Origin of the sequence: Streptomyces sp. NBC_01264 (genome assembly GCF_026340675.1) — a bacterium.
In the GTDB taxonomy this organism is placed as follows: Bacteria; Actinomycetota; Actinomycetes; order Streptomycetales; family Streptomycetaceae; genus Streptomyces.
Genome location: NZ_JAPEOX010000003.1, coordinates 124,063 through 136,854, shown reverse-complemented (window position 1 = coordinate 136,854; position 12,792 = coordinate 124,063). Strand labels below are relative to the sequence as shown.

General features: G+C 74.7%; 6 protein-coding genes and 1 pseudogene. 4 read left to right on the top strand and 3 right to left on the bottom strand.

Going from position 1 to position 12,792, the window contains the following annotated elements; translation table 11 throughout:
* The first annotated feature begins 2 nt into the window (after positions 1 to 2).
* From OG435_RS44465 to OG435_RS44450, 4 genes and pseudogenes are all read left to right on the top strand, one after another.
* A complete protein-coding gene (locus tag OG435_RS44465; RefSeq protein ID WP_266886801.1) occupies positions 3 to 782 on the top strand; it encodes a thioesterase II family protein in 780 nt (259 codons plus the stop codon).
* A complete protein-coding gene (locus OG435_RS44460) occupies positions 775 to 6,756 on the top strand; it encodes a non-ribosomal peptide synthetase (RefSeq protein ID WP_266886799.1) in 5,982 nt (1,993 codons plus the stop codon). The genes OG435_RS44465 and OG435_RS44460 overlap by 8 nt, the downstream gene beginning before the upstream one ends.
* Positions 6,756 to 7,160 carry a hypothetical protein gene (locus OG435_RS44455; RefSeq protein WP_266886797.1) on the top strand — a complete coding sequence of 135 codons (405 nt, stop codon included), beginning with the start codon at positions 6,756 to 6,758 and terminating at the stop codon, positions 7,158 to 7,160. The genes OG435_RS44460 and OG435_RS44455 overlap by 1 nt, the downstream gene beginning before the upstream one ends.
* A 32-nt stretch (positions 7,161 to 7,192) precedes the next feature.
* Positions 7,193 to 8,119, top strand: a pseudogene (locus tag OG435_RS44450) (hydroxyacid dehydrogenase); the annotation flags it as partial.
* 143 nt (positions 8,120 to 8,262) lie between these two features.
* Here OG435_RS44450 and OG435_RS44445 read toward each other — a convergent pair.
* Genes OG435_RS44445 through OG435_RS44435 form a run of 3 tightly spaced genes read right to left on the bottom strand, consistent with a single transcriptional unit; the run spans position 8,263 to position 12,666 of the window.
* Positions 8,263 to 10,167 (bottom strand): ABC transporter permease, encoded by a 1,905-nt coding sequence (locus OG435_RS44445; RefSeq protein WP_266886795.1) that lies wholly within the window; start codon positions 10,165 to 10,167, stop codon positions 8,263 to 8,265.
* Positions 10,161 to 10,898: an ABC transporter ATP-binding protein gene (locus tag OG435_RS44440; RefSeq protein WP_266886793.1), complete on the bottom strand. Its 738-nt coding sequence runs from the start codon at positions 10,896 to 10,898 to the stop codon at positions 10,161 to 10,163. The genes OG435_RS44445 and OG435_RS44440 overlap by 7 nt, the downstream gene beginning before the upstream one ends.
* A 37-nt stretch (positions 10,899 to 10,935) precedes the next feature.
* A complete protein-coding gene (locus OG435_RS44435) occupies positions 10,936 to 12,666 on the bottom strand; it encodes an AfsR/SARP family transcriptional regulator (RefSeq protein WP_266886791.1) in 1,731 nt (576 codons plus the stop codon).
* Between the last annotated feature and the right edge of the window lie 126 nt (positions 12,667 to 12,792).

Genomic DNA, 12,792 nt, shown 5'->3' with positions numbered 1-12,792 from the left:
TCATGCCGGTCCTCAAGACCCCGACCGCCTCCGCCTGGCTGCGCGTGTTCGCTCCCCGGCCCGCGGCCCGCACGCGGCTGTTCTGCTTCCCGCACGCGGGCGGCGGGGCCAGTGCCTTCCGCGAGCTGGCCGAGGCCGCGCCGCCGGAGCTGGAGGTCGTCGCCGTGCAGTACCCGGGGCGCCAGGACCGGTTTGACGAACCGCCGGTCACCGACATGGCCGTCATGCTCCGCGAACTCGCCCGGGCCATCGAACCGTGGCTCGACCTGCCGGCCGCCTTCTTCGGCCACAGCATGGGCGCCACCCTCGCCTTCGAGACCGCCCGGCTGCTGCGCCCCCGCCACCCGGCCGCCGTGGTCCGGCTGTTCGCCTCCGCCCGCAAGGCCCCCCACATCGACACCCGGGACCGGCTGCCGCTCCCCGACGACGAGGCCGTCCTGGCCTACGTACGCCGCCTGGGCGGCGCGGGTGCCGGACTGCTGGAGATCCCCGAACTGCGCGAACTGACCCTGCCCACCCTGCGCGGGGACTTCCAGCTCCTCACCGGCCACCGGTACGCACCCGGCGCCCCCCTCACCTGCCCGCTCACCGTCGTCACCGGGACCGACGACTCCTCCTGCACCCCGCAGGACGCCGCCGCCTGGGCCCGCCACACCGTCGCCGGACACGAGGTCCACACCTTCCCCGGCGGCCACTTCTACCTCGAAGGGCGGGCCGGCGAACTCATGGACTTCCTCACCGGCCGGCTCGGCCTCGACCCCGCTGGAGACCGTCATGCCTGAGATGTTCCCGCCCTCGCGGCTGCCGCTGTCGGCCGCACAGACCGGACTGTGGTTCGCCCACCAGCTCGACAGCACGGGCCGCGGCTACAACGTGGGCGAGTACTTCGCCATCGACGGTCCCGTCGACCACGCCCTGATGGAGCAGGCCTGGCACACCCTGCTGCTGGAGGCCGACATCCTGCGGGTGCGCACCATCTCCGAGGACGACGACGGCCTGTGGCAGTACCTCGACGACACCCTGCCGCCCCTGCCCGCCCCCGACTTCAGCGCCGAGCCCGACCCGCTCGCCGCCGCCGAGGCCTGGATGCGGGCCGACCTCAACCGGCCCGTCGACCTCACCGCCGGAGGCCTCAGCACCTTCGCCCTCATCAAGCTCGCGGACCGGCGGTTCCTCTACTTCCACCGCTTCCACCACCTCGTCATCGACGGCGTGGCCGGTGCCATGGTCGGACGCCGCATCGCCGAGCTGTACACCGCGCTCGAGGAGGGCCGCGCCGCCGCACCCTGCGACTTCCTCCCGCTGACCGACGTCCTCGCGGAGGACACCGCCTACCGGGCCTCCGACCAGGCCGCCGCCGACCGCACCCACTGGGCGGAACGCCTCGCCTCCCTGCCCGCGCCCGTCACCCTGCCCGGAACCCCCCAGGGCGCACCCACCGCACAGGAACTCGCCGCCGGGGCGCCCTCCTTCATCCGCCGCACCCGCACCATCGGACAGGACCGGGCCGACCAGCTCTCCGACACCGCGCGCGCCGCCCGCACCCGCCGGCCGATCCTGCTGATCGCCGCCATGGCCGCCTACCTGTCCCGGATGACCGGCCGGAGCGACGTGGTCCTCGGCCTGCCCGTCACCGGCCGCGTCGGGAAGGCCGTACGCCGCACCCCCTGCTTCGCCTCCACCGTCATGCCCCTGCACATCGAGGTCCGGCCCGGCGAGAGCCTCGCCGAGCTCACCCCCCGCGTCTCCGCGCAGGTCCGCACCCTGGTCCGCCACCAGGGCTGCCGCTACGAGGACCTGCGCCGCGAACTCGGCCTGACCGGAACCGACATGGGCCTCATCGGACCCGTCGTCAACATCATGGCCTTCGACTACCAGATCTCCTTCGGCGGCCATGCGGCCACCGCCCACAACCTCTCCCTCGGACCCGTCGAAGGCCTCGCCCTCGCCGTGTACGACCGCGCCGACCGCAACGGCCTGCGCTTCGACTTCGACGCCGACCCCACCCAGTACTCCCGGTCCGAGGTCGCCTCCTACCAGGACCGGTTCGTCGCCTTCCTCGACGCCGTGGTCGCCGAACCCGGACGCCCCCTCGACACCGTCCCCCTCCTCGCCGCCGCCGAACGCCTCACGATCACCGAGACCTGGAACGACACCGCCACCCCCGTCGAACCCGCCACCATCGCCGCCCTCTTCGAGGCCCGCGTCGAGCGGACGCCCGACCTGATCGCCGTCGCGGACGACACCGGCGAGCTGACCTACGCCGAACTCAACGCGCGGGCCAACCGGCTCGCCCACCACCTCATCGCCGCCGGCGCCGGCCCCGAGACCACCGTCGCCCTGGCCCTGCCCCGCTCGGCCGCCTGGCTGACCGCCCTGCTCGCCGTCTCCAAGGCCGGCGGCGCCTACCTCTCCATCGACGCGAACTACCCCGCCGAGCGCATCGCGTACATGCTCGAGGACGCCCGCCCCGTCTGCGCCGTGGCCACCACCGGGACCGCCGACGTCATCGCCGGCGACTGCCCCCGCCTGGTCCTCGACGACCCCGCCACCGCGGCCGCCGTCGCCGCCCGCCCCGCCACCGACCCGACCGACACCGACCGCGGCACCCCGCTCTCCCCCCAGAACACCGCCTACGTCATCTACACCTCCGGCTCCACCGGCCGCCCCAAGGGCGTCGCCGTCTCCCACACCGGCATCGCCTCCCTGCTCGCCGCCCAGCGCGAGGCCATGTGCCTCGACACCGACAGCCGCGTCCTGCAGTTCTCCTCGCCGAGCTTCGACGCCGCCACCTTCGAAGTCGTCTCCTCGGTCCTCGCCGGCGGCCGCCTCGTCCTGGCCCCCGCCGACCAGCTGCTCCCCGGCGAAGGACTCGTCGAACTCGTCGCCCGGCACGGCATCACGCACCTGACGCTGCCGCCCGCCGCCCTGTCCGTCCTGCCCACCGACGCCCTGCCCACCGTGCGCACCCTGCTCGTCGCGGGTGAGGCCTGCCCGCCCTCGCTCGTCGCCCGGTGGGCCCCCCGGCTGCGCATGCTGAACGGCTACGGCCCCACCGAGACCACCGTCTGCACCACCATCAGCGCACCGCTGTCCGGCGGCGTCGTCCCGCCCATCGGCCGGCCCATCGCCAACATGCGCGTCTACGTGCTGGACGAGGGGCTGCGCCCCGTACCGCCCGGCGTCCCCGGCGAGCTGTACGCCGCCGGACCCGGACTGGCCCGCGGCTACGCCGGACGCCCCGGCCTCACCGCCGACCGCTTCCAGCCGTGCCCCTTCGGACCGCCCGGCGACCGCATGTACCGCACCGGCGACCTCGTGCGCTGGCACCCCGACGGCCACCTCGACTACATCGGCCGCAGCGACCACCAGGTCAAGATCCGCGGCTACCGGATCGAACCCGGCGAGATCGAGAGCGTCCTCGCCCGCCACCCGGCCGTGGCCCAGGCCGTCGTCGTCGTCCGCGAGGACCGCCCCGGCAGCCGCCGCCTCGTCGCCTACGCCGCCCCCGCCCCCGGCTCCGGCTCCCTCGACCCCGCCGACCTGCGCGCCCATGTCGCCGGCGTCCTGCCGTCCTTCATGGTCCCCGCCGCCGTCGTCGTCATGGACGCCCTGCCCCTGACCCCCAACGGCAAGGTCGACCGCGCCGCCCTGCCCGTACCCGACCTGACCGACACCGGGCACGGGCGCATCCCCGTCACCGAACGGGAGGAGACCCTCGCCCGCCTCTTCCAGGAGGTCCTCGGCGTGGAGCGGGCCGGCGCCGACGCCTCCTTCTTCGAGCTCGGCGGCGACAGCATCATGGCCATCCAGCTCGTCGCCCGTGCCCGCGAACACGGACTGCGCCTGACCCCCTCGGACATCTTCAAACTGCGCACCGTCGAGGCCCTGGCCGTCGCCGCCCGCACCGACGACGCCCCCGCCACGCCGGCCGAACCCGCCACCGCCGCACTGGGCCCCGTACCGCTCCCGCCCGTGGCCCGCGACGTACTCGGCCGCGGCGGCAGCGTCGACGGGTTCCACCAGGCGATGCTCCTCGCCCTGCCCGCAGACACCGACGACGAACTGCTCACCGAGGCCCTGCACATCCTCCTCGACCACCACGACGTCCTGCGCGCCCGGCTGGCGCGCGAGCAGCAGTGCCTGATCGTCCCGCGCAAGGGCGTGCGCTACCCCGGCCTGCTCACCCGCACCGACATTGCGGGGCTCACCGGCGAAGCCCTCGACGCAGCTGTCCGCAGCGCCGCCGAGACCGCCCGGGGCACCCTGGACCCGGCGGCGGGCCGGATGGTCGCCGCCGTACGCTTCGACGCCGGCCCCGGCCTGCCCGGCCGGCTGCTGCTCGCGATCCACCACCTCGTCGTCGACGGCGTCTCCTGGCGGATCCTGCCGCCCGACCTCAAAGCCGCCTACGAGGCCCTCGCCGCCGGCCGCCCCCCGACCCTGCCGCCCGTGCCCACCTCCTACCGCACCTGGGCCAACCACCAGCTGCGCACCGCCGAAGCGGGCGCACGGCGCGGCGAACTCCCCCTCTGGGAGGCCATGACCGACATCCCCCAGCCGGGCATCGGGGCCCGCCCCGTCGACCCGGCCACCGACACCGCCGCCACCGCCCGCCACATCAGGACCGCGCTCCCCGCCGACGTCACCGCCGCCCTGCTGGGCCCCGTCACCGCCGCCTTCCACGGGCAGATAGACGACATCCTGCTCACCGGCCTCGCCCTGGCCGTCACCGAATGGCGCGGACGCCACGCCACCGCCGCCCCCGGCACCCCGCTCCTCGTCGACCTCGAACGCCACGGCCGCACCGAGGAGGGCGCCCTCGACCTCTCCCGCACCGTCGGCTGGTTCACCGCCGTCCACCCCGTCCGCCTGGAGACCGGCGTCTCCCACTGGGCCGAGATCGCCTCCGGCGGCCCCGCCACGGGCCGCGCCGTCAAGGCCGTCAAGGAACAGCTGCGCGCCGTCCCCGGCGACGGCCTGGGCCACGGACCGCTGCGCCACCTCGATCCGCAGTCCCGCGACCGGCTGGCGGCCCTGCCCGCACCCCGCGTCCTGTTCAACTACCTGGGGCGGCTCGGCAGCGCCACCGACGACGCCGCGCCCTGGCAGCCGCTGCCCGGCGACGCCCTGCCCGACGGTGCCGACCCCGGCCTGCCCGCCGCCCACGCCCTGGAGGTCAACGTGCTGGCCCGCGAGGGCACGGCGGGCCCGGAGCTGTACGCCGACTGGGGCGCCCCCGCCGGCGTCCTCACCGAGGCGGCCCTGACCGAACTCGCCGCCCTGTGGACCGAGGCCCTCCACGGCATCGCCCTGCACGCCGCCCGCCCCGGCGCCGGCGGCCGCACCCCCGGCGACTTCCCGCTCGTGACCCTCACCCAGCAGGACGTGGAAACACTCGAACAGGCCGTCCCCGGCCTGACCGACGTCCTGCCCCTCACCCCCCTCCAGGAAGGCTTCCTCTTCCACGCACTCGAGGCCGACGGCGCCGACGACACCTACAACACCCAGGTCGCCTTCGACTTCGAAGGACCCCTCGACGCCGCGGCGCTGCGCACCGCCGGCCAGGCCCTCCTGGACCGCCACCCCAACCTGCGGGCCGGCTTCCACCACGACGGCATCGGCGAACCCGTCCAGGCCGTCAGCGCCACGGCCGTGCTGCCGTGGGCCGAACACGACCTGAGCGATCTGCCCGCCCCCGCACGCGAGGAGGCCGCCGCCCGGCTCGCCGCACAGGAACGGCTCCGCGGCTTCGACCTGATCCGCCCGCCCCTGCTGCGCCTCGCCCTGGTCCGACTGGCCCCCGGCCACCACCGGCTGCTGCTGAGCACCCACCACATCGTCTGGGACGGCTGGTCCCTGCCCGTCGCCGCCCGGGAACTGTTCACCCTGTGGGCTGGCCGCGGCGACACCCTGCCCCCGGTCGCCCCCTACAGCGACTACCTCAGCTGGCTCGTCACCCAGGACCAGGCCGGAGCCGAGGAGGCCTGGACCGCCTACCTCGACGGGATCGAGGAACCCACCCTCATCGCACCCGACGCCGCCGACCGGCCCGCCGTGGCCCAGCAGCAGGTCACCCGCCTGGTCCCCGACGCGCTCCTGGACCGCCTCGCCGAGCGCGCCCGCGCCCACGGCATCACCCTCAACACCCAGTACCAGACGGCCTGGGGCCTGGTCCTCGCCCAGGCCACCGGATCCCAGGACGTCGTCTTCGGAGCCACCGTCTCGGGCCGCCCGCCCGAGGTGCCCGGCATCGAACGCATGATCGGCATGCTCTGCAACACCCTCCCCGTACGGGTGCGCACCGACGGCCGCGAACCCCTCCACGCGCTCCTGACCCGGCTCCAGGCCGAACAGGTCCGCCTGATGGCCCACCACCACCTCGGGCTCTCCCGCGTCCAGCGCCTCACCACCGGCCGGGAGCTCTTCGACACCACCACCATGCTCGTCAACTACCCCCTCGACACCGACGCGCTGGCCTCCGTCGTCACCGGCCCCCGGCTGGCCGCACTGGCCGTCCAGGACGCCACGCACTACCCCCTGAGGCTCATCGCCGTCCCCGTCGACGGCGGACTCGAACTGCGCCTGGGCCACCGCCCCGACGTGTACGGCGCCGACGAGGCGCGGGTCTTCCTGGAGCGCATGACGCGCGCCCTCGAAGCCATGGCAGACGCCCCGGAACAATCCGTGGGCTCCATCGAATTGCTCTCGCAGACCGAGCGGGACCAAGTCCTCATCCAGTGGGGTGGCTACTGATGCGCACCGACCGGCTCACCGTCCTCGTATCCCTCGCCCTGGTGGCCGTCGCGGCCACCGGCTGCCAGGAGACCACCGGCTCGAACTCCTCCGCGCCCTACCCGTGCGGGCGCACCATCGCCTCCGCCGACCGCTTCGCGAGCTCCGCGGACGACATCGAGAAGGACCCCGAGAGCGTCGCCCGCAGCGCGGGCGCCCTCGCCGGCGAACTGCGCGTCGCCGGAGAGAAGACCACCGATCCCGAGGTGCGCACCGCGCTCGGCGAGTTCGCGGGCGTCTACGAGGAGTTCGCGGAGCGCATCCGCACCTCCGACCCCAGCCAGGGCAAGGTCGGCGAACTGGAGAAGACCTTCACCAAGCTCGAAGCCGCCGGGGACCGCCTCGACCGCGCCTGCTCCGCCTGACCCCAGCCCTCCCGGAAGGACACCGACATCCCATGCGCGCCCCCGTAGTCCTCATCACCGAAGCCCTCGCCGCCTCCGCCACCCGGGCCCTGGGCCCCGGCACCGAGATCCGCCACGTCGACGGCACCGACCGCACGGCCCTGCTGGCCGCCCTCGCCGACGCCGACGCCGTACTCATCCGCAGCGCCACCCGGATGGACGCCGAGGCCATCGCCGCCGCCCCGCGCCTCAAAGCCATCGGCAGGGCCGGCGTCGGCGTCGACAACGTGGACCTGTCCGCCGCCACCGCCGCCGGTGTGAGCGTCGTCAACGCCCCCGACGCCAACAGCGTCAGCGCGGCCGAACTCACCGTCGCCCTCCTGCTCGCCGTGGCCCGCCACGTCCCGCGCGCCGACGCCTCGCTGCGCTCCGGCTCCTGGCAGCGCTCCGCCTTCGGCGGCGTCGAACTGTCCGGCAAGGTCCTCGGCGTCATCGGCCTCGGCCGCATCGGCTCCCTGGTCGCCCGCCGCCTCGCCGCCTTCGACATGCGGGTACTGGCCCACGACCCCTACGCCGACCCGGAGCGGGCCGCCGCCGAAGGCATCCACCTCGTCAGCCTGGAGGAACTCCTCGACAGCGCGGACTTCATCACCGTCCACCTGCCGCGCACCCCCCAGACCGTCGGCCTGCTCGGCTTCGAGGCGTTCCGCCGGATGAAGCCGGGGGTGCGGATCGTCAACGCCGCCCGCGGCGGCATCATCGACGAGAACGAGCTGTACGCCGCCCTCAAGGAAGGCCGGGTCGCCGGCGCGGGCCTCGACGTCTTCGCCGTCGAACCCTGCACCGACCACGAGCTGTTCACCCTGGACAACGTCGTGGTCACCCCCCACCTGGGGGCCTCCACCGGTGAGGCCCAGGACCGGGCCGGGGCCGACGCCGCCGACTCCGTCCGCCGCGTCCTCGCCGGAGAATCCGTCCCCACCGTCAACCGGCCGGCCGCACCGGCCCTGCCCGTGATCATGGCCGCGTGAACGCGGCAGGCCGTGCGGCCCGGATCACCCGGGCCGCACGGCCTGCTTGCTTCAGCTTGCCCGCTTCAGCCGGCTCCTTCAGCCGGTGCCTCTCACGCCGCGCCGGGCGCCACCCGCCCGCGCAGCACCACGGCCGCCGACAGCACCGCCGCCGGCACCGCGACCGCGGCGCAGGCCGCCGCCACCGCCGTCATCGCACCCCACGGCAGGGACAACGGCGCCGCCGATCCGACCAGCACCGACAGCGCCGACCACGTGCCCAGCACGTTCAGCGCCGTCACGAGGAGGCCCAGGATCGCCCCCGCCACCACGACCACCGCGGCCTCCACGGCCACCAGTCGCAGGACCTGGCCGCCGGTGGCCCCGCTCAGCCGCAGCACCGCCAGATCGCGCTTCCGGTCAGAGGTCGCCGCGACCATCGTCCCCGCCAGGGCGATCAGCGAGTACAGCAGCGCCAGCCCCAGCACCACGAAGATCGCCAGACGGCTCTCCCGCTTGGTCTCCGGCTGCGACGCCGCGATCCACTCCTCGGCGGTGACCGCCCGCGCGCCCTGCGCGCCCACGGCCGCGCCCAGCGCCGCCGCCACCGCGGTCCGGTCCGCGCCCGGCTCCAGCCGGACCTCGACCCGGTCGGGCCTGGCACCGCCCCCGTTGGCGGCGGTGACGTAGGCCCCGTTGCCGCCGGTGCCCCGGCGCATCACCGCGGCCACCGTCAGCGAGACCTTCGTACCGTCGGCCCGCCACACGTCGACCGGCTGACCCACGGCCGTCACCGGCCACTCGTCGTTCACGACGATCGACGTGTCGTTCAGGTCCTTCACCGAGCCCTCGACCAGCGGCGGCCGCGACAGCTCGGCGAACGCCGCGGGGTCGACCACCCGCGCCGGCTCCGGCGTCCGCACCAGGCCCTCGTACAGGTACTCGACGGTGGTGGCCGCCGAGACCGCCGACCGGGTCCCCGGCACGGCCGCCGCGTCCACGGCCGCGTCCGACAGCTGCCCGTCCGAGGTCACCACGAAGTCGGCCGCCGTCCGGCTGCGCACCTCGTCCGCCCGGCCCGCACCGACCGTGTCCGTCGACCCCAGCAGCGACCCGGCGAGCGCCACGCTCACCAGCACCGGCGCCGCGAGCGCCGAGGTCCGCCGGACGCCCGCCGCCGCGCTCTCGCGCACCAGCATGCCCACCGCCCCCCGCATCCGCGCCGCCGGCCACGCCACCAGCCGCACCAGCGGCCCCGCCGCCAGCGGGGTCAGCAGCGCGAACGCACCGATGAGCACCATCGGCTGCGTCGTGTACGTCTTGCGCTTGAGCAGGTCCGCCGGATCCGACACCAGTTTCGACACCAGCAGCCCCGCGCCGAGCGCGAGCAGCAGACCGCCGAACAGCCAGCGCCCCACGGTCATCACCCGCTTGTCGACCGCCGCCTCCCGCAGCACCTCGACCGCACTGGTCTTCGCGGCCCGGCCGGACGCGACGAAGGCTCCGGTCAGCGCGACCACCAGACCGGTACCGAAGGCCACCGCGTACGGCCAGACCCGCGCCTGGACGGTCAGCCAGTCCGGCGCGAGCCCCTCCCGGGCCATCCACTCGACCAGCGCCGGCCCGCCGGCACTGCCGATCAGGCAGCCCAGCCCGGCGGCCGGCACGGCCACCAGCGCGGCCTCGGCGACCACCGCGACCCGCAGCTGGCGCCCCGTGGCGCCGGCCGAGCGCAGCAGACCGAACTCGCGCTGCCGCTGCGCCACCGCGAAGGCGAACGCCGACGCCACCACGAACACCGAGGTGAAGGTGGTCACCGCCGCCGCGGTGCCCAGCATCGCGTTGACGGTGAACACCGCGTCCGCGTCACGGTCCTTCAGCTCCTGCGGCGCGTCCAGGGTCGCCGCGAGGGCGAGCCCCATCGACGCCGTCAGGCCCACACCCAGCGCGACCGCGAGGAAGACGCCGGCGAAGTGCGTCCAGCGGGCACGGACCGTGGCCAGCACCACGCTCAGCACGGAACCTCCTCCAGCCTGGTCATCCGGTCGGCCACCTCGTGGGCGGTCGGCCGCAGCAGTTCCCCGCTGAGCTGCCCGTCCGCGAGGAAGACCACCCGGTCCGCGTAGGAGGCGGCCACCGGGTCGTGCGTCACCATCACGACCGTCTGGCCGCCCTGGTCCACCAGCGAGCGCAGCAGCTGCAGCACCTCACGGCCCGTCGTGGAGTCCAGGGCGCCCGTCGGCTCGTCGCCGAACAGCACGTCCGGCCGGGTGATCAGCGCGCGGGCGAGGGCCACCCGCTGCTGCTGGCCGCCGGACATCTCCGACGGCCGGTGGCCGGCACGGTCGGCGAGACCCACCCGGCCCAGCGCCTCGCGCACCGCCTCCTTCCCCGGCTTGCGGCCGGCCAGCCGCAGCGGCAGCACCACGTTCTGCTCCGCCGTCAGCATCGGCATGAGGTTGAACTGCTGGAAGACGAAACCGATCCGCTCGCGCCGGAGCAGGGTCAGCGCCCTCTCCGACAGCCCGGTCAGCTCCGCGCCGCCCACCACGACGGACCCCGAGTCGGGACGGTCGAGCCCCGCCGCGCATTGCAGGAGCGTCGACTTCCCCGATCCGGAAGGGCCCATGATCGCGGTGAACGAACCGGCGGGCAGGGTCAGGGAGACCCCGCCCAGCGCCGTGACCTTGTGGTCGCCGCCGCCGTAGGTCTTGGTCACCGACGTCAGCACGACTGCGTCGTTGCTCATATTCCTCTGTCTCTCGTGGATGGTGAGGGGATACGGATCAGCTCGCCGCAGGGAGCGCGGCATCGGCCATCCGTACGGGCAGGGACCGGGCGTAGAGCAGTACGAGCCGGTGAAAGCGGTACTGGAGCACGCCACCGACGGGGTCGGCCGGTTCGATCAGGGAGGCGTCCGCCAGCTGTTCCAGCAGGTCCTCGGCGGTGGCGTGGGAAAGGCCGAGCAGCATGGTGGCGGCCGACACCGTGAACGACCTCTCGCCCAGCGGCGCCAGGCGGCGCAGCATGTCCAGGGGTACCGAGGTCCGGCGGGCCCACCGCCGCAGCGAGCGGCCCATGTCCAGGTCGCCGAAGCGCAGTTCGCGCAGCCGGTTGCCGGGGTCCTCCAGCCGTCCGGCCAGCAGCCCCACCGACCAGCGGGGCCGCGAGGCCAGCCGGGCTCCGGCGATCCGCAGGGCCAGCGGCAGTCCGTCGCAGTGCTCCACGATCCGCCGGGCGGCGGGCAGGTCGGCCGCCACGCGTTCCGTGCCGGCCGCCGCCGCGAGCACGGCGAGGCTGTCGTCCTCGCCCATCGGCTCGAGGACGACGGTGTGCGGACCGGTCGCCAGAGCCAGGTGGGGGTGGCCGGTCACCAGCGCCGCCGCCGCCGTCCCCGCGGGCAGCAGGGCGGAGAGCTGGCCGCCGTCCGTCACGTTGTCCAGTACGACGAGCAGCCGCAGCCCGTCGGTGCGGGCCCGGTACAGGCGCACCAGTTCGTCGAGGTCGTGACGGGCGGCGCCCGCCGCCTCGTGCCCCAGGGCGCGCAGCATCTGCGCCAGGACGGCCCGGGTGTCCTTGGAACCGTCCTGCGTGTCCGCGAGGTCCGCGTACAGCTGTCCGTCGGGGAAGTCCTCCGCGCAGCCGTGCGCGGCGCGCAGCGCCAGCGCCGTCTTGCCGACCCCGGCCATCCCGGTGATCAGCCCCCGGCGGGGCCGTCCGGTGGGCGCCAGCAGGCGCCGGACCGCGGCGAGCTCCCGCTCGCGGCCGACGAAGGGGCCCGGCTCCGCGGGCAGCATCGCGGGCGCGGGACGCGAGGCGAAGGCGAGCACCCCGGCGCCGGGGGGAACGGGCGCGACGGCCAGCGAACCGTCCAGCACCGCCTGGTAGGCGTCGGTGAGTTCGGCGCCGGGCTCCACCCCGAGCTCCTCGGCGAGCGTGCCGCGACCCTCGTGGAAGGAGCGCAGCGCGTCCGCCTGGCGTCCGGACCGGTACAGGGCGGTCATCAGCTGCGCACGCATCCGCTCGCGCAGCGGGAACTCGCCGACCAACCGCGTGAGTTCGGCCGTGACCTGCTGGTGCCGTCCGAGGGCGAGGTCGGCTTCCATCCGGTTCTCCAGGGCCGCCGCCCGGCCCTCCTCCCACTGGGGTCCGTCGTTCTCGACGAGGAACTCCGTGGTGTGCCCCAGCGCGGGTCCGTGCCACAGGTCCAGCGCCTGGCCCAGCAGCGTCCCCGCCTCGTCGTACCTGCCCTGCTGGAGCGCCGTGCGCCCCAGGCGCTCCAGCCGCTCGAAGTCGACGATGTCGATGTGGCTGCCCTCGGCCTCGATGGCGTACCCGGGGGCCCGCCGGACGATCGTGACCTCGGGCTCCAGGAGCTTGCGCAGCCGTGAGACGTACGTGTAGATCTGCGCGCTCATCGTCACGGGCGGGCACATGCCCCACAACAGCCAGCTCAGCCGGGAGTCGGGCACCACCCGGCCCCGGGCGAGCAGCAGCGCCGCCAGCAACGTACGCATTTTGGCCCCCGAGAGGCCCACGGGCCGGCCGTCGCGTCTGGCTTCAACGGGGCCGAGCAAGCAGAATTCCATGGTTCCCCCGCTGGCAGTCGTGTGGTGTGCCCCCACTCTGCCCACCGCTTCTGT

What these genes read in the sequence shown, in the direction of transcription:
- OG435_RS44440 (WP_266886793.1), bottom strand. Translation starts at nt 10,898, where the DNA reads ATGAGCAACGACGCAGTCGTGCTGACGTCGGTGACCAAGACCTACGGC.
- OG435_RS44465 (WP_266886801.1), top strand. Translation starts at nt 3, where the DNA reads ATGCCGGTCCTCAAGACCCCGACCGCCTCCGCCTGGCTGCGCGTGTTC.
- OG435_RS44460 (WP_266886799.1), top strand. Translation starts at nt 775, where the DNA reads ATGCCTGAGATGTTCCCGCCCTCGCGGCTGCCGCTGTCGGCCGCACAG.
- OG435_RS44455 (WP_266886797.1), top strand. Translation starts at nt 6,756, where the DNA reads ATGCGCACCGACCGGCTCACCGTCCTCGTATCCCTCGCCCTGGTGGCC.
- OG435_RS44435 (WP_266886791.1), bottom strand. Translation starts at nt 12,666, where the DNA reads ATGCGTACGTTGCTGGCGGCGCTGCTGCTCGCCCGGGGCCGGGTGGTG.